General features: G+C 76.7%; 1 protein-coding gene. It reads left to right on the top strand.

Going from position 1 to position 20,065, the window contains the following annotated elements:
* The first annotated feature begins 10 nt into the window (after positions 1-10).
* The gene (locus TNCT1_RS27520) at positions 11-20,056 is read left to right on the top strand and encodes a non-ribosomal peptide synthase/polyketide synthase (RefSeq protein WP_143637210.1); all 20,046 of its coding nucleotides are present in this window, start codon (positions 11-13) and stop codon (positions 20,054-20,056) included.
* Positions 20,057-20,065 lie beyond the last annotated feature (9 nt).

The raw sequence follows: 20,065 nt of genomic DNA, 5'->3' as shown, positions 1-20,065 counted from the left end.
CCCGACGACCATGACGTCTTCGACCCCTTCGAACCCCTCCGGCTCCCCGCGTCCCGGCCGCCCGTCCCGCCGGGACCGCGCCGAGGCCCTGCCCGACGAGATGCGCGAGGCGCTGCGCCGCCGGCTCGCCGGCCGGGCCGGCGGCTCGTCCCCGGCCGCCCGCCCCGGCATCCCGCGCGCCGACCGGGACCGCCCGCTGCCGCTGTCGTTCGCACAGCAGCGCCTGTGGTTCCTCGACCGGCTGCGGCCCGGCGACGCCCGCTACAACAGCGCGGTCGCGGTCCGTCTCACCGGCGCCTGCGACCACGAGGCCCTGACCGCGGCGCTGACCGCCGTCGTGGCCCGGCACGAGGCCCTGCGCACCACCTTCGAGGAGACCGACGGCCGCCCGGTGCAGCACGTGCACCCGGCGGGCCCGGTGCCGCTGCCGGTGCGTGCCGCGGGCGACCTGGACAAGGACCTGCTGGCGGAGTACTCCCGGCCCTTCGACCTGCGGCACGGGCCCCTGCTGCGCGCCCTGCTGCTGCGCGAGTCCGCCGCCTCGCACGTCCTGCTGCTGACGGCCCACCACATCGTCACCGACGGCTGGTCGATGGGCGTCGTCCTGGACGAGCTGTGCACCGCCTACGACGCCCTCGCGCACGGCGCCGAACCGCGACTGCCCCCGGTCGCCACGCAGTACCCGGACTTCGCGGTGTGGCAGCGCGACCGGCTCTCCGGGGCCCGCCTGGAGGGCGAACTCGCCCACTGGAAGGAGAGACTGACCGGGGCGGTGGCTCCCGAGCTGCCCCTGGACCGGCCGCGGCGCGGCGAGGAGGCGGGGGAGGGCGCCGTCCACGCCTTCGCCGTGCCCGCCCGCGTGACCGGCCGGCTGCGTGAACTCGCCAGGGAGCGGCACACCACCCTGCACACCGCCCTGGTCGCCGCCGCCCAGGCGCTGCTGGCCCGGTGGTCCGGCCAGGACGACGTCACCGTCGGCTCCCTGACGCCGGGCCGGTCCCGCACCGACCTGGAACGGGCCGTCGGCTTCTTCGTCAACACCGTCGTCCTGCGCACCCCGGTGGACGCCTCCGGATCCTTCCGCGACCTGCTGGCGGCGGCGGCCCGGACGGTGGGCGACGCCTTCGCCCACGGCGACACGCCGTTCGAGCGGATCGTCGAGGCGGTGGGCGCGCCCCGCGAGGCCGGCCGCAACCCGCTGTTCGACGTGATGGTCCTGCTGCACCCCGACCCGCCCGCCGCCACCGCCCCGCGCGGCCTCGCCACCACCCCGGTCACCGTGCCCCGGCAGGCGGCCACCTTCGACCTGAGCATCGAGTTCGTACCCGACGGGGACGGCCTGACCGGCCTGCTGGAGTACCGCACCGACCTGTTCGACGCGGCCACGGCCGAACGGCTGGCCGGACAGCTCCTGCGCCTGCTGGAAGGCGCCTGCGACGCCCCCGACCGCCCGCTGGGCGGCCTGCCCCTGCTGTCCGAGGAGGAGACCCGGCGGGTCGTCCACGACTGGAACCCCGCCCCGCTGCCCGCGTCCGACACCATCCACCCCGAGCTGTTCGAGCGCCGCGCGGCCCGGACCCCGGACGCGCTCGCCCTCGTCGCGGGCGGCGAACGGCTGGACTACGGCACGCTCAACGCGCGCGCCAACCGGCTCGCCCACCACCTCATCGCCCAGGGCGCCGGCCCCGAACAGCTGGTCGCGCTCCGGCTGCCGCGCACCGCGGACATGATCGTGGCCCTGCTCGCGGTCTGGAAGTCCGGCGCCGGCTACCTCCCGCTGGACCCCGCCCTGCCCGAGGAACGCGTCCGGTTCCTGCTGGACGACGCCCGCCCCGCCCTGGTGCTGGACGAGGCGGCCCTGCGCGCCGTGCCCGCCACCGCCCCGGACACCGACCCCACCGACGCCGACCGGCGCGCTCCGCTGCACCCGGACCACACCGCGTACGTCATCCACACCTCCGGCTCCACCGGCCGCCCCAAGGGCGTCGCCGTGTCCCACCGCGCGGCGGCCCACCTGCTGGCCGCCCACCGGGCCGGCTTCGTCGCCGAGGCCGGCGGCGGCCCGCTGCGGGTCGCCCTCACCGCCGCCTTCTCCTTCGACACCTCCCTCGAAGGCGTGCTGCTGCTGGCCGACGGCCATCCGCTGCACCTGGTCGACGAGGTCACCCGGATGGACCCGGCCGCGCTGGTCGAGTACGTCGTCGCACACCGGATCGACTTCCTCGACGTCACCCCGTCCTACCTGCGGCAACTGCTGCCCGCCGGGCTGCTCACCGACACCCGGCACCGTCCCCGGGTCCTCATGCTCGGCGGCGAGGCGGTCGGGCCCGCGCTCTGGCGGGAGCTGGCCGCCCACCCGGACGTGGCCGCCCACAACTTCTACGGCCCCACCGAGTGCACGGTCGACGCGCTGTCCTGCCGCATCGACGGCGGGGACCGCCCCCTGGTGGGCCGCCCGCTGCCCGGAGTGCGGGCGTACGTGCTGGACGACCGGCTCCAGCCGGTGCCGCCCGGCGTCGGCGGCGAGCTGTACCTCGCGGGCGCGCAGCTCGCCCGGGGCTACGCCGGCCGGCCCGGCCTGACCGCGGCCAGGTTCCTGGCCGACCCGTTCGGCGGCCCGGGGGAGCGGATGTACCGCACCGGCGACCTGGCCCGCTGGACCGCCGACGGCCGCCTCGACTACCTCGGGCGCGCCGACGACCAGGTCAAGGTGCGCGGCCACCGCATCGAACCCGGCGAGGTCGAGGCCGCGCTGCTCGCGGTGCCCGGCGTCGCCGCGGCCGCGGTCCTCGCCGTGCCCGACCCGCACGGCCACAACCGCCTCGCCGCCTACGTCGTCCCGGCGCCCGGCGCGCCCCGGCCCGCCCCCGCCGACCTGCGGGCGGCCCTGCGCCAGGTGCTGCCCGACGCCCTGGTGCCGTCCTCGTTCACCGCGCTGGACGCGCTGCCGCTGACCACCAGCGGCAAGCTGGACCGCCGCGCCCTGCCGGCCCCGGAGAACACCGCCGAGGAACGGGAGTTCGTCGCCCCGCGCACCCCCGACGAGGAGACCCTCGCCGGCATCTGGGCCGAGGTGCTCGGAGTAAGCCGGGTGGGCGCCACCGACAACTTCTTCGAGCTGGGCGGCGACTCGATCCTCAGCATCCAGGCCGTCTCCCGCGCCCGCGCGGCCGGCCTGGGCATCGGATCGCAGGACGTCTTCCGGCACCAGACGGTCGCCGACCTGGCCGCGGCCGTGTCCCGGCGCAGCGCCGCCGTGCCCGCGCCGCGCCGGCGCCCGCACGAGGACGGACCCGCCCCGCTCACCCCCGTCCAGGAGTGGTTCTTCGCCACGCACGGACCGCTGCGGCACTTCAGCATGTCGATGCTGCTCGACCTGCCGCACGACCTCGACGAGCCGGCCCTGGAGCGGGCGCTGGGCGCCGTGGCGGCCCGGCACCCGGCCCTGCGCACCCGCTTCACCCGTGACGCCGGCGCCTGGCGGCAGCACCCCGGCGCCGGCCCGGCCACCGGACTGCTGACCCGCCACGACCCGGGGACCCCGCCCGAAGAGGCCGCGGCGGCGGCCCGCGCCGCCCTGGACCCGGGCGCCGGCGCGCTGCTGCGCGCCGCCCTGCTGACCGGCGGGGAACGCCCGCGGCTGTTCCTCACCGCCCACCACCTGGCGGTCGACAGCGTCTCCTGGCGGGTGCTGCTCGCCGACCTGGAACAGACCTACCGGCAGGCGGCGGCGGGCGAGGAACCCCTGCTGGAACCCGAGCACACCCCGTTCGCCGACTGGGCGCACACCCTGGCCGGCCGGGTCCGGGCCGGCGACCTGGACGACGACCTCGCCCACTGGACCGGGGAAATCGCGCTGCCGCGCACCCCGCTCCCCGTCGACCTGCCCGGCACCCCGCTCGCCGGTACCGTGCGCACCGTCCGCACCCGGGTGGACCGGGAGACCACCGAGGCCCTGCTGCGCCGCGTGCCGGGCGTGTACCGCACCCAGGTCAACGACGTGCTGCTGAGCGCGCTCGGCCGGGTGCTGGCCGACTGGACGGGCGCCGACCGGGTGACCGTCGCCCTGGAGGGCCACGGCCGGGAGGAGGACCTGGCCGAGGGCGCCGATCTGTCCCGCACGGTCGGCTGGTTCACCACCCAGTACCCGGTCACCCTGGCCCCGGCCGGACCGGACGACTGGGGCGCCACCCTGAAGGCGGTCAAGGAGCGGCTGCGGGCCGTGCCCCGCCGCGGCCTGGGCTACCAGGCGCTGGGCCACCTCGGCTCGCCCGGCCCCGGGGCCCGCGCCCTCGCCGAACGGCCGCTGCCCGAGGTGTGCTTCACCTACCACGGCCAGTGGGAGGCGCCCGCCGGGGGCGACTTCGCGCCGGTCGCCGACGTACCCGGCCGGGACATGGACCCCGGCGCGCCGCTGGACCACCTGCTCGACGTGTCCGCCCTGGTGGCCGGCGGCGAGCTGGAGATCACCTGGCACTACAGCGACCAGGTGCACCGCGAGGGGACCGTCCGGGACCTGGCCGACGGCATGGTGCGGGCGCTCGCCGCCATCGCCGGGCACTGCGCCCGCCCCGGCGCGGGCGGCCGCACCCCCTCCGACTTCCCGCTGGCCCGCCTCGACCAGGCCGGCGTGGACCGCCTGGTGGGCGACGGCCGGGACGTCGAGGACCTGCTGCCGCTCACCCCGCTCCAGGAGGGCATGCTCTTCCACCGGCTGGTCGGCGGCCCCGACGACGTGTACGTGGACCAGGCCGCGCTGCTGCTGGACGGGGTGAGCGACGCCGGCGCCCTGGCCCGGGCCTGGCAGCGGGTGACCGACCGCACCCCCGCCCTGCGCACCTCGGTGGTGTGGGAGGGCGTGCCGGTACCGCTCCAGGTGGTGCACCGGCGGGCCGAAGTCCCGGTCACCCGGCTGGACTGGCGGGAGCTGGGGGAGGCGGAACGCGCCGAGCGGCTGGCGCCGCTGCGCGCCGACGACCTCGCCCGCGGTCTCGACCTCGGCACCGCGCCGCTGATGCGGCTCACCCTCGTCCGGCTGCCCGACGCCCGGACGCTCCTGCTGTGGACCTCCCACCATCTGATCCTGGACGGCTGGAGCCTGGCCCAGGTGCTCACCGAGGTGTTCGATGAGTACGCGGCCCTCACCGCCGGCCGCGCCTCCCGGCCCCCGGCGCGCCGGCCGTTCGGCGACTACGTCCGCTGGCTGGCCGGGCAGGACACGGCGGCCGCGCACGCGCACTGGCGGACCGTCCTCGACGGGTTCGCCACGCCCACCCCGCTGCCCGCCGACCGCCTCCGGCGCCCGGGGCACGAGACCCGGTCCGCCGGCGTGCACACGGCCGCGCTGTCCGACGAGGTCTCCGCCCGGCTGGCCCGCACGGCCCGGACGGCCGGGCTCACCCTCGGCACCGTGGTGCAGGGCGCCTGGGCGCTGCTGCTGTCCCGCTACAGCGCCGAGCGGGACGTGCTGTTCGGCACCACCGTCTCCGGACGCCCCGACGACCTGCCCGGCGCGGAGTCGATGGTGGGCATGTTCATCAACACCCTGCCCACCAGGGTGCGCGTGGACGCCGGCCGCACCGCCGTGGACTGGCTGCGGGAACTCCAGGAGGAACAGGCCGAGGCACGGCGGTTCGCCGCGGTGTCCCTCGCCGAACTGACCTCGCTCAGCGACGTGCCCGCCGGCAGCGCGCTCTTCGAGAGCATGGTGGCCTTCGAGAACTACCCCTTCGACGAGGCGCGTTCGGCCACCACCGGGATACGCCTGACGGACGTCTCCTCGCGGGACGCCACCAACTACCCACTGGCGCTCAGGGCCTTCCAGGGCGAGCGGTTCGGCTTCGACCTCGCCTACGACCCCGAGCTGTTCGACGGGGCCACCGTGCGCGACCTCGCCGGACGGCTGTGCCTGCTGCTCACCGAGCTGGCCGACGACCCCGGCCGGTCCGTGCGCGACCTGGCCTGGACCACCGCCGGGGAACGGCGCCGGATGCTGGCCGACTGGAACGGCGCCGAGGAGGGCCGGCCCGAGGGCACCCTGGACGCCCTCTTCGCCGCCCAGGCCGCCCGCACCCCCGACGCCGTCGCCGTCACCTGCGGCGACGAGCGGCTGGACTACGCCGGTCTGGCGGCCCGGGCGGGCCGCCTCGCCCACCGGCTCGCCGAACTCGGCGCCGGACCCGAGAAGTTCGTGGCCCTGGCGCTGCCCCGCTCCACCGACCTGGTGGTGGCCGTCCTCGCCGTACTGAGAACCGGCGCGGCCTACCTGCCCATCGACCCGGCGCTGCCCGCGGAGCGCGTCCGGCACCTGCTCGCCGACGCCGGGCCGGTCGCGCTCGTCACCACCCGGCACACGGCGGCCGGCCCGGACGCCCCCCGCCCGCTGCCCGACGACCACGGACCGGACGTCCCCCGCCTGCTGCTCGACGACCCGGAGGTGCGCGCCGACCTGGCCCGCCGCCCGGCCGACGGCCCGGCCGGACGCGCGCTGCCCGACAGCCCCGCCTACGCCATCTACACCTCCGGCTCCACCGGCCGCCCCAAGGGCGTCGTCGTGCCGCACGCCAACGTGATCCGCCTGTTCGGCCGCACCCGGCACTGGTTCGGCTTCGGGCCCGACGACGTGTGGACCATGTTCCACTCCTACGCCTTCGACTTCTCGGTGTGGGAGCTGTGGGGGCCGCTGCTGCACGGCGGCCGGCTCGTGATCGTCCCCGAGGACACCGCCCGCTCCCCGGAGGACTTCCTGCGCCTGCTCGCCGACGAGCGGGTCACCGTCCTCAACCAGACCCCGTCCGCCTTCTACCCGCTGATCCGCGCCGACGCCCGGCTCCGCGACGTCGGGGAGCGGCTGGCGCTGCGCACGGTGATCTTCGGCGGCGAGGCCCTCGACACCGGCCGGCTCGCCGACTGGTACGACCGCCACCCCGACACCGCGCCGCGCCTGGTGAACATGTACGGCATCACCGAGACCACCGTGCACGTCACCCACGCCGCGCTGGACCGCTCCACCGCCCGCCCCGACACCGCGAGCCCCATCGGCACCGGCATCCCCGACCTGCGGCTCTACGTCCTCGACGACACCCTGCGGCCGGTACCGCCGGGCGCCGTCGGAGAGCTGTTCGTCGCCGGCGAGGGGCTGGCGCGCGGCTACCTGAACCGGCCCGGCCTGACCGCGGCCCGCTTCCCCGCCGACCCCTTCGGCCGGCCGGGCACCCGCATGTACCGCACCGGGGACCGGGCCCGCTGGCGGGCCGACGGCACGCTGGAGTACCTGGGCCGGGCCGACCAGCAGGTGAAGATCCGCGGCTACCGCATCGAGCCCGGCGAGATCGAGGCCGCCCTGCACAGCCACTCGGGCGTCGGCGCCGCCACCGTCGGCGTGTACGAGGACACCGCCGGGACCCGCCGGCTGGTCGCCCACGTGGTCGGCGCCGGCGACGGACAGCCCCCGTCCGCCGCCGAACTCCGCGCCCACCTCCAGGGACTGCTGCCCGCGCACATGGTGCCGGCCGCCTACGTGCCGATGGCCGCGCTGCCGCTCACCGTCAACGGCAAGCTCGACCGGCGCGCCCTGCCCGCGCCCGGCCCGGACGGCTTCGCCGCCGACGGCACCCGGACCCCGCCGCGCACCCACGCCGAACGGCTGGTCGCCGCCGCCTGGACGGACGTGCTGGACACGGACGAGGTCGGCGCCGAAGACGACTTCTTCGCCCTCGGCGGCGACTCCATCCTGGCCGTCCGCGTCACCTCCCGGCTGCGCGCCGCCTTCGGCGCCGACGTATCGCCCCGGCTGCTGTTCACCCACTCCACGCTGTCCGAACTCGCCGCCGCCCTGGGCGAACCCGGCGACGAGGACACCGCCGGCGTCATCCCGGCCGCCGCGCCCGACGCCCCGGCGCCGCTGTCCTACGCGCAGCAACGCCTGTGGTTCCTCGACAAGTTCGAACCGGGCAGCACCGAGTACACGACGCTGTCCGTGCTCCGGCTGCGCGGGCCCCTTGACACCGCCGCCCTGCGCACCGCCCTGGACGGCCTGGTCGCCCGGCACGAGGCGCTGCGCACCACCTTCGCCGAACACGACGGCCAGGCCCGGCAGATCGTCCACCCGCCCCGGCCCGTCGAACTGCCGGTCACGGACCTCCCGGACGGCGCCGCCCTGGACGGCCTGCTGGACCGGGAGGCCGCCACGCCCTTCGACCTGGCCGCCGGGCCCCTGCTGCGGGCCCGCCTGGCGCGGCTCGGCGACGACGAGCACGTCCTCGTGCTGGCCGTGCACCACATCGTCACCGACGGCTGGTCCACCGGCGTACTCGCCCGCGACCTGGGCGAGCTCTACGGTGCCGCCCTGTCGGACCGCGCCCCCGAACTGCCCACGCTCCCCGTCCGCTACCGGGACTTCGCCGCCTGGCAGCGCTCCCGCGCCGAGCACGCCGAGGCCGAACTCGCCCACTGGCGCCGCGCCCTGGACGGCGTGACCCCGCTGGAACTGCCCACCGACCGGCCCCGCCCCGCCGTCCGCACCCGCGACGGCGCCCTGGTCACCTTCACCCTGCCCGCCGCGCTCACCGACCGGCTGCGCGAACGGGCACGGGAGGCCGACGCGACCCTCTACATGGCGCTGGTGGCGGCCTGCCAGACCCTCCTCGCCCGCTGGGCCGGCCAGGAGGACGTCACCGTCGGCACCGTCACCGCCGGCCGCGAGCGGCCCGAACTGCACGACGTGGTCGGCATGTTCGTCAACACCCTGGTGCTGCGTGCCCGGATCCGTCCAGACCTGTCCTTCCGGGAGCTGCTGGCCGAGGTGCGCACCACCGTCCTGGCGGCCTTCGCCCACCAGGAGGTGCCCTTCGAGCGGGTGGTGGACGCTCTCCAGCCCGAGCGGGACACCAGCCGCACCCCGCTGTTCCAGGTCATGGTCGCCCTGCACAACCTCGGCGCCGAGCCGCCCCGGCTGCCCGGCCTGACGGCGGAGCCGGTCACCCCGCCGGTCCGCAGCGCCACCTTCGACCTGGCCTTCGACTTCGTGGACGGCGACGACGGCCTCACCGGATACCTGGAGTACAACACCGGCCTGTTCGACGCCGACACCGCGGTGCGGCTGGCCGCCCGGCTGCGCACCCTGCTGGAGGCCGCCGCCGAGGACCCCGGGCAGGCCGTCGGCCGCCTGCCGCTGATGACCGGCGACGAGCGCAGCCAGGTCCTGCGGCACGGGCGGGGCGTCCCGCTGCCCGAGCCCGACACCACCTACCCGGCCCTGTTCGAGGCCCAGGCCGCCCGCACCCCGGGCCACACCGCCCTGGCCGCCGGCGACACCACCCTGGACTTCGCCGCGCTGAACACCCGCGCCAACCGGCTCGCCCACCACCTCATCGCCCGGGGCGCCGGCCCCGAGGACGTGGTCGCCGTACGGCTCCCGCGCACCTCGGACCTGGTCGTGGCCCTGCTCGCCGTCCTCAAGGCCGGCGCCACCGTGCTCTGCGTCGACCCCGGACTGCCCGCCGAACGGCAGGAGTTCCTCCTCGCCGACGCCCGGCCGCACACCCTGCTCACCGACCTCGCCGAGGTGCCCTGGGACCGGCTCCCGGCCCACGACCCGGCCGACGCCGACCGCGTCCGGCCCCTGCTGCCGCGGCACACCGCCTACATCGTCTACACCTCCGGCTCCACCGGCCGCCCCAAGGGCGTCGCCGTCGAACACCGGCAGCTCGTCAACCTCTGCCACGACCACCGGGCCGGCCTGCTCGCCCCGCACACCGCCGGCGGACGGCGGCTGCGGGCCGCGCTCAGCGCCTCCTTCTCCTTCGACACCTCCTGGGAAGGACCGCTGCTCCTCGCCCTCGGCCACGAGGTCCACCTGATCGACGAGGACACCCGCCTGGACCCGGAGGCGTTCTGCGCGCGGGTCGCCGGTGACCGCCTCGACCTGGTCAACGTCACCCCGTCCTTCCTGCGCGAACTGACCGCCGCCGGCCTGCTCGCGCCCGGCCGCCACCACCCGGGCCTGCTGCTCGTCGGCGGCGAGGCCGTCACCCCGGCCGGCTGGCGCGAACTCCTGCGCGCCGAGACGGAACTGGGCGTCGCGGTCTACAACATGTACGGCCCCACCGAGACCACCGTCGACGCCGTCTACGGCCGCTGCGCCGACCGGCCCGACCGCCCGGTCATCGGCCGCCCCGGCGGCAACCTGCGCGCCTACGTCCTCGACGGCGCCCTGCGCCCGGTACCGCCCGGGACACCCGGCGAGTTGTACCTGGCCGGCGCCCAGGTGGCCCGCGGCTACCTGAACCGCCCCGGCCTCACCGCCACCCGCTTCGTCCCCGACCCGTTCGGGCCGCCCGGGGAGCGGATGTACCGCACCGGCGACCGGGCCCGCTGGGACCGGGACGGACTGCTGGAGTTCCTCGGCCGGGTGGACGAGCAGGTCAAGATCCGCGGGTTCCGCATCGAGCCCGGCGAGGTGGAGGCCGCCCTCCTGGACCACCCCGACGTCGCCGACGCGGCCGTCGCCGCCCGCGAACACGCCGGCCGCCTCATGCTCGTCGGCTACGTGGTGCCCGTGGCCGGCCGCGTCCCGTCCGCCGACAGCCTGCGCCTCGCACTGCGCCGCACCCTGCCCGACCACATGGTGCCCGCCGCGTTCGTCCCGCTCGACCGCATCCCCCGCACCACCAGCGGCAAGACCGACCGGCGCGCCCTGCCCGCCCCGCCGGCGCAGCCTGACAGCTCCACCCCCTACGTCGCCCCCCGGCCCGGCACCGAGGAGCGCCTGGCCGCGATCTGGGCGGAGGTGCTCGGAGTCGAGCGGGTCGGCGCCCGCGACAACTTCTTCGCGCTCGGCGGCGACTCCATCCTCAGCATCCAGATCGTCTCCCGCGCCCGGCAGGCCGGACTCGCCCTCACCACCAAGGACGTCTTCCGCCACCAGAGCGTCGCCGAACTCGCGTTGTGCGTCACGGAGTCGGCTCCCGCCCGGGACACGGAGGAGGAGCCGGGCGAGGCGCCGCTCACCCCGATCCAGCACTGGTACCTGGACGGTCGCGAGCCCGGCCGGCCGCTGCGGTTCACCATGACCCAGCGCCTGGAACTCGCCCCGGGCACCGGCGGACCCGCGCTCCGGGCCGCCACCGACGCCCTCGTGCGCCACCACGCCGCCCTGCGCACCCGGTTCCACCGCACGGCCGGCGGCTGGCGCCAGGAAGTCCTGCCGCAGCCGCCGGACGCCGTCTTCACCCGGCACGACGTGACCGCGCCGGACGGCACGGCGCTGGAGTCCGAGGTCCAGCGGCTCACGGACGAGGCGCAGGCCGCCCTCGACCCCACGACCGGACGCGTCGTCCGCGTCCTGTTCTTCGACCGCGGCCCGGACCGTCCGGGACAACTGGTCGTCACCGCTCACCACTTGGTCATCGACGGCGTCTCCTGGCGCATCCTGCTCGCGGACCTGGAGAGCGCCCACCGCGCGGCCGCGGCCGGCCGGCCCGTCGAACTGCCCCCTACCGGCGCCTCGTACAACCGCTGGGCCGCCCGGCTCGACCGGCACACCCGCTCCGGCGCCCTCGACGCCGACCTGCCGTACTGGACGAGCACCGCGGCGGCCCCGGCCGCACTGCCCGCCGGACGGCCCGGCCCGAACACCCACGGCACCGCGGACACCCTCACCGTCACCCTGGACGCGGAGACGACCGACGCCCTGCTGCGCAAGGTCCCCGAGACCTACCGCACCCAGGTCAACGACGTCCTGCTCAGCGCCCTCGGCCGCACCCTGGCCCGCTGGTGCGGACGGGACACCGTCCTGCTGGGCGTCGAGGGCCACGGCCGGGAGGAACTGTTCGCGGACGTGGACCTGTCCCGGACCGTGGGCTGGTTCACCGCCGAGTTCCCGCTCGCGCTGCGCGTCGCCCGCGACGCCGGCTGGCACGACACCCTCCGCTCGGTCAAGGAGCAGCTGCGCGCGGTGCCGCTGCACGGCCTGAGCCACGGCGCCCTGCGCCACCTCCTGCCCGGCAGCCCGCTCGCCGCGGCCCCGGCCCCACAGGTCGGCTTCAACTACCACGGCCAGTGGGACACGGCCGGCGGCGGCGCCGACGGCCTGCTCCGGGGCGCGCTGCCCCCGGCCGGCCGGGACACCGACCCGGACGAGCCCCGTCCCTACGTCCTGGACATCACCGGCGTGGTCCAGCACGGCCGCCTCGAACTCGGCTGGACCTACCCGCCGGCCGTCCACGACCAGGCCACCGTGCGCCGGCTCGCCGAGGACACCCTCGCGGCCCTGCGGGAGATCGTGGAGCACTGCGCCACGGCCGGGGCGGGCGGCCGCACCCCCTCCGACTTCCCGCTCGCCGGACTCGGCCAGGACGAGCTGGACCGGCTCGTCGGCACCGGCCGGCACGTGGCGGACGTCCTGCCGCTGACCCCGCTCCAGTCCGGCATGCTCTTCCACGGCCTCGTGGACACCGAGCACGCCTACTTCGACCGCACGGCGGTGCGGCTGTCCGGCATCGGCGACCCCCGCGCCTTCGCCGCCGCCTGGCAGCAGGTCGCCGACCGCACCCCGGCGCTGCGCACCAGCGTGCACTGGCACCGCCTGCCGCACCCCGTCCAGGTGCTCCACCGCAGCGCCGCACTCCCCGTCACCCACCTCGACTGGCGTGCGCACACCGCCGCCGAGCGCGCAGAGGCCACCGAGCGGCTGCTCGCCGACGACCGCGCGGCCGGCATGGACCTCACCACCGCGCCACTCACCCGGCTCACCCTGGCCGCGCTGCCCGGCGACGAGGTGCTGCTCGTGTGGTCCACCCACCACATCGTCCTCGACGGCTGGAGCACCGGGCAGCTGCTCACCGAGGTCTGCGAACGCTACGCGGCGCTCACCGGCGGCCCGGACCCGGCGCCCCCGGTGCGGCGGCCCTTCGCGGACTTCCTGCGCTGGCTGCGCGAGCAGGACGAGACGGCGGCCGAACGGCACTGGGCCGACGCCCTCGCCGGATTCACCGCCCGCACCCCGCTGCCGTACGACCGCACGCCCGCCGAGGCGCACCGCGCCCGCTCCGCCGCGGCCGTCCACCACGAGCTGGCGCCCGAGGTCTCCAGCCGGCTGCGGGAGACCGCCGCCCGTGCCGGAGTGACCGTCAACACCGTGGTGGAGGGCGCCTGGGCGCTGCTGCTGGCTCGCTCCAGCGGGCGCGACGACGTGGTGTTCGGCACCACCGTCTCCGGCCGCCCGGCCGAACTGCCCGGTGTCGAAGGCATGATCGGCATGTTCATCAACACCGTGCCGACCCGGGTCCGCACCCCCGCCGGGCCGGTGCTGCCGTGGCTGCGGGACCTCCAGGAGCGGCAGAGCGACGCCCGCCGCTTCGACTTCCTCGCCCTGCCCCGTATCCAGGCCGTCACCGAAGTCCCCAGCGGCGAGCCGCTGTTCGACAGCATGGTGGTGTTCGAGAACTACCCGGTCGACGAGTCGGCGACGGCCCGCACCGGCGTCCGGGTCGAGGAGGTGCGCGCCGACGACGCCACCACCTTCCCCTGGTGCCTCCGCGCCCACCTGGCGGAACGGCTCGGCTTCGACCTCGCCTACGACCCCGCCCTGTTCGACCACGCCACCGCCGAGCGCGCCGCGGACCGGTTCGCCGGCCTGCTCACCGCCCTCGCCGACGGCTTCGACACCGACCTGGCCGACCTGGACCTGCTCACCGCCACCGACCGCGAGCTGCTGGCCGCCTGGAACACCACCGCCCGCAGGTCCGCCCCGAGCAGCCCGGTGCGCCTGTTCGCCGAGCAGGCCCGCCGCACGCCCGACGCGGTCGCCGTCCAGGACGGCGACCGGCTGCTGACGTACCGTCAGCTCGACGAGTGGGCCCACGCACTGGCGGCACGGCTGCTCGCCGGCGGGCTGGCCCCCGAGGACCGGGTGGCGCTTCTCATGGACCGCTGCGCCGAACTGGTCGTCGCCCAGCTCGCGGTGCTCCTGGCCGGCGGCGCCTACGTCCCCGTCGACGGCCGCGCCCCGGAAGAACGCCGGCGCACCCTGCTCGACCGTGCGGGCGCGACCGTCCGCCTCACCGCCGGGGACGTGACGGCCGCACGCGAAGGGGTCACGGGAGAGGGGACACCCCCCGCACACCCCGCCGGGCACCTCGCGGCGCCGATGCCGGACGCCGAGCCGGACCGGCTGGCGTACGTCATGTTCACCTCCGGATCCACCGGCCTGCCCAAGGCCGTCGCGGTGCGGCACCGTGACGTGGCGGCGCTCGCCACCGACAGCCGGTTCGCCGACGGTGTGTGCGACCGGGTGCTGCTGCACTCCGCGGTGGCCTTCGACGCCGCCACCTTCGAGGTGTGGGCGCCGCTCCTCAACGGCGGCCGCGTCGTCGTGGCCCCGGGCGACGGCGTCGACGCGGCCCTGCTGCGCCGGCTGGCCGCCGACGGCGGACTGACCGCGGTGTGGCTGACCGCCGGCCTGTTCCGGCTGCTCGCCCAGGACGCCCCCGACTGCTTCAGCGGCCTCGCGCAGGTGTGGACCGGCGGCGACGTCGTACCGGCGGCGGCCGTGCGCCGGGTGCTGGCCGCCTGCCCCGGCCTGACCGTCGTCGACGGCTACGGCCCCACCGAGACCACCACCTTCGCCACCTCCTGCGCCCTCGCCGACCCGGCGGCGGTGCCGGACACGGTCCCCATCGGCCGGCCGCTGGACGACATGCGGGCGCTCGTGCTGGACGCCCGGCTGCGGCCCGTACCGGCCGGCTGCCCGGGCGAGCTCTACCTGGCCGGCGAGGGCGTCGCCCGCGGCTACCTCGGCCGCCCCGGCGACACCGCCGCCCGCTTCCTCGCCGACCCGCTCGGCCCGCCCGGCACCCGCATGTACCGCACCGGCGACCTGGCCCGGCGGCGCCCGGACGGCACCGTCGAGTTCCTCGGCCGCGCCGACGACCAGGTGAAGATCCGCGGCTTCCGCGTGGAGCCCGGCGAGGCCGAGGCCGCGCTCGCCGCCCACCCGGGCGTCGTCGACGTGGCGGTCCTGGCACGCGAGGACCGCCCCGGGGGCGCCAAGCGGCTCGTGGCCTACGTCGTCGGACCGGCCGGGCAGGACGCCGGGGAACTGCGGGCGTTCGCCGCCCGCACCCTGCCCGAGTACCTCGTACCGGCCGCCGTCGTCCCGCTCACCGCCCTCCCGCTCAGCCGGAACGGCAAGGTCGACCGGGCCGCCCTGCCCGCACCGGACGCCGGGCCGGACCGCACCCGCGTCGAACCGCGCACCGAGGCCGAACGCCGTACCGCCGCCGTCTTCGGCGAGGTGCTGGGCAGCGAACCGCCCGGCGTCGAGGACGACTTCTTCCAGCTGGGCGGCGACTCGATCCTCAGCATCCGGCTCGCCTCCCGTCTCGCCGAGGCCTTCGGCGCCGACCTCACGCCGCGCGCGGTGTTCACCCACCCCACGCCGGCCGCCCTGGCCCGTCTGCTCGGCGACCGGCCGGACACCGGCCGCCCGGCACTCGTCCCGGTGCCCCGGGACGCGGTCGCGCCGATGTCCCACGCCCAGCAACGCCTGTGGTTCCTGCACGAGTTCGAACCCGGCAACGCCGAGTACGTCACCGCGCTCGCGCTGCGGCTGCGCGGCACCCTGGACACCGGCGCGCTCCGCGCCGCCCTCGCCGGCGTGGTGGCCCGGCACGAGTCGCTGCGCACCACCTTCGACAGCGTCGACGGGCACGGCGTCCAGCGCGTCCACCCGCCGTGCGAGGTGCCGCTGCCCGTGCACGATGTGTCCGCACTCGCCGACGCCGAACGGGAGGCGGCGCTGCGCCGCCTGCTCGCCGAGGAGCGCGCCCGCCCCTTCGACCTGCGCGAGGGCCCGCTGCTGCGGGCCGGCCTGGTCCGGCTCACCGGGCAGGACCACGTACTGACCCTCGCGCTGCACCACATCGTCACCGACGGCTGGTCCACCTCCGTGCTGCTCGGCGACCTCGCCCACCTCTACCGAGCCGAACTCGGAGCAGAGACAGCGCAGTTGCCGCCGCTGCCGGTGCAGTACGCCGACTACGCCCACTGGCAGCGCACCGCCGGCGACGCCGAGGCCGGCGAGCACCTCGCCCACTGGAAGGAGCGACTCGCCGACATCGCGCCGCTGGAGCTGCCCACCGACCGGCCCCGGCCGCCGGTGCGCACCAGCGCCGGCGCCACCACCCGCCTGCTGGTGCCCGCCCCGACCGCACGACGGCTCACCCGGCTCGCCCGGGACCACGGCACCACCCTGTTCACCACCCTCGTCGCCGCCGCGCAGGCCTACCTCGCCCGGCTCTCCGGCAGCGAGGACGTCGCCGTCGGCACCGTCACCTCCGGCCGCGACCGGCCCGAGATCCAGTCCCTCGTCGGGTTCTTCGTCAACACCCTGGTGCTGCGCTCGCGGGCCGAGCCCGAACGGCCCTTCACCGGGTTCCTCGACGACGTGCGGCGGACCGTCCTCGACGCCTTCGCCCACCAGGACGTGCCGTTCGAACAGGTCGTGGACGAGGTGCAGCCCGTCCGCGACACCAGCCGCAGCCCGCTGTTCCAGGTGATGGTCGTCCTCCAGAACACCCCGGCCGCCGCCCTCGACCTGCCGGGCCTCGACGTCACCGACGTCGAACCGGAGTCGGAGCACGCCGCGTTCGACCTCACCCTGGAGTTCGCCGAGAGCGGCTCCGGAGCCCTGCACGGCCTGCTGACCTACAACACCGACCTGTTCGACGCGGCCACGGCCGAGCGGATGGCCGGACAGCTCGGCGCCCTGCTGCGCGCCGTGGCCGAGGACCCGGGCCGTGCGCTCGGGGCGCTGCCGCTGGCCTCGGACGACGAGGTGAAGACCCTGCTGGCGCAGGGCCGCGGGACCTTCCGGCCGGTGCCCGAGAGCACCCTGCCCGCGCTCTTCGAACGGCAGGCGGCCCGCACCCCGAACGCCGTGGCGCTGATCGACGAAGACCGCGAGCTGACCTACGCCGAGGTCGACCGGGCCGCCAACCGGCTCGCCCACCGGCTCGTGCGGGACGGCGTCGGACCGGAGCGGGTCGTCGCCCTCGCACTGCCCCGCTCGGCGGCGAGCGTCGTGGCGCAGCTCGCCGTGGCCAAGGCCGGCGGCGCGTTCCTGCCCGTCGACCCCGACTACCCCGAGCAGCGGCGGGAGTTCATGATCCGGGACGCGGGCGCCCACCTCGTCCTGGGCGACCCGGCCGAGGTGTGGTCCGCCGACGGGCCTGGGACGGCGCCCACGGACGCCGACCGCACCACCGCGCTCACCCCCGCCCACCCCGCCTACGTCATCTACACCTCCGGCTCCACCGGCACCCCCAAGGGCGTCGTCGTCACCCACCGGGGCCTGGCCTCCTTCGCCGCGGCGGCCGCCGAACGGTACGCGGCGGGCCCCGGCGACCGGGTGCTGCAGTTCGCCTCCCCGAGCTTCGACGCCTCCGTGCTGGAGCTGTGCGTCTCCCTGCTCAGCGGGGCCGCGCTGGTGACGGGCGAGGAGGGACCGCTGGTCGGGGAGCGGCTGGCGGAGGTGCTCAGCGAACGGCGCGTCAGCCACACGCTGATCCCGCCCGCGGCGCTGGCCACCGTGGCGCCGGAGACCGCCGCCGCCCTGCCCCACCTGCGCACCCTGATCGTGGGCGCCGAGGCATGCCCGGCCGACCTGGTGGACACCTGGGCCCCCGGCCGCCGGATGATCAACTCCTACGGCCCCACCGAGGCCACCGTGGTCGCCACCTGGACCGGCCCGCTGACCCCCGGCGCCGGCGCCCCGCCCATCGGCCGCCCCTCCGGCGGCACCCGGGTCCATGTGCTCGACGCCGCCCTGCGCCCCGTGCCGCCCGGGGTGACGGGCGAGCTGTACATCGCCGGGCCCGGTCTCGCCCGGGGCTACCTGGGCCGGCCGGGACTGACCGCCCAGCGGTTCCTGCCCGACCCGTTCGGCGCGCCGGGGGAGCGGATGTACCGCACCGGTGACCTGGTCCGCTGGACCGCCGACGGCCGGCTCCGGTTCGCCGGACGCGCCGACGACCAGGTCAAGCTGCGCGGCTTCCGCATCGAACCCGGGGAGATCGAGGCCGCCCTGCGCCGCAGCCCCCTGGTGCGGGACGCCGTGGTCGTCGTGCGGGCGGGGGAGACGACCGGCGCGCCCGCCCGGCTCGTCGCCTACGTCGTACCGGCGGAGCCGGCCGGCGCCGGGGGCGTACCCGGCGGGCCGTCCGGGACCGGACCGGCCGCCGCACCCTCCGGCGCCGGGGCCCCGGACGGCGCGGCGCCCGCCGCCCTGCCCGTCGGGGAACTCCGGCTGCACCTGGCCGGGGCGCTGCCCCCGCACATGGTGCCGTCCGTCTTCGTCCCCCTGGCCCGGCTGCCGCTCACCCCGAACGGCAAGACCGACCGGCGGGCCCTGCCCGCGCCCGGGCCCGCCCAGGCCGCGGACGGGCCGCGGACCGCGCCGCGCACCGACACCGAACGCCGGATCGCCAGGGTCTGGGCCGACGTGCTCGGCATCGAGGAGGTCGGCGCCGACGACAACTTCTTCGCGCTGGGCGGCGACTCCATCCTGAGCATGCAGGTCGTCTCCCGACTGCGCCGTGACGGCCTGCACGTGGCCACCCGGGACCTGTTCACCCACCAGACCGTCGCCGAACTGGCCACCGTCGTCCGCGCCGCCCCCCAGCGCGCCGCCGAGGGCCCGGTGACCGGCGAGGTGCCGCTCACGCCGATCCAGGAGTGGTTCCTGACCACTCCGCGCGCCGCCCACCACCACTTCAACCAGTCGGCGCTGCTGGAACTCGACGGCGTCCCCGACCAGCGGGCGCTGCGCACCGCGCTCGACGCCCTGCTGGAGCACCACGACGCCCTGCGCATGCGGTTCACCCGGGAGGAGCACGGCTGGCGGCAGTTCAACCCGCCGCCCGCCGGCGGACACGACGTACTCGTCCGGTACGACCTCACCGGGATGCCCGCCGAGGACGCCGACGCGGCCATGGCGAAGGCCGCCGACGAGCTGCACGCGAGCTTCGACCTGGCTCAGGGCCCGCAACTGCGCGTGGCGCTGTTCACCGGTGGACCGGACCGGCCCGTCTTCCTCCTCCTGGTCGTCCACCACCTGGTGGTGGACGCGGTCTCCTGGCGCATCCTGCGCGACGACCTGGAGACCGCCTACCGGCAGGCGGTCCAGGGCGGCCCGGTCGCCCTGGGGGAGCGCGGCACCAGCTTCCGCGAGTGGTCCCGGCGCCTGGCCGCCCACGTCGCCGAGGGCGGCCTCGACCACGAACTGCCCCACTGGGAGCAGGCCGTGGGCACCGAGCCGGCCGCGGTGGACCCCGACCCGGACCCGGCGCCCGCGGCCGGACCGGCCGCCACGGTCGACGTGGAACTCGACGAGGACGACACCGCGGCCCTGCTGCGCGCCGCGCCCACCGCCTACCGCACCCGGGTCAACGACGTGCTGCTCGCCGCCCTCGCCCTGGCCCTCGCCCGCTGGACGGGCCACGACCGGGTCCGCGTGGACCTGGAGGGCCACGGCCGGGAGGACCTGCTCGACGGCGTCGACCTCTCGCGCACCGTCGGCTGGTTCACCACCGTCTACCCCGTCGCCCTCCAGGTGCCCGACCCCGGCACGCCGGGAGCGGACCGCGACTGGCGCTCCCTGGTGAAGTCGGTGCGCCGCCAGCTCCGCGCCGTACCCGGCAACGGCATCGGCTACGGGGCCCTGCGCACCTTCGGCGCCCCCGGGGTCCGCGGACGCCTCGGCTCGCACGCCCACAGCCAGGTGGTGTTCAACTACCTCGGCCAGTGGGACGCGCGCCCCGAGACCGCGGAGGGCGGCCTGATCCGCGCCGAGCACGGCTCCTTCGGGCAGGACCACGACCCCCGGGACCCCGGCTCGCACCCGGTGGAGGTGGTGGGCGCGGTGCAGCACGGCCGGCTCGCCTTCACCTGGCACCACCGGCCCGGCGTCTACGACACGGCGACCGTGCGCCGGGTGGCCGAGGAGTTCGCCGAGGCCCTGAGGCACCTCGCCCGGCACGCCCGGGGAGGCCGGTGACGACGCTCC

This window comes from Streptomyces sp. 1-11 (assembly GCF_007176755.1).
Classification (GTDB): Bacteria; Actinomycetota; Actinomycetes; order Streptomycetales; family Streptomycetaceae; genus Streptomyces.
This window is presented reverse-complemented; position numbering and strand designations above follow the sequence as displayed.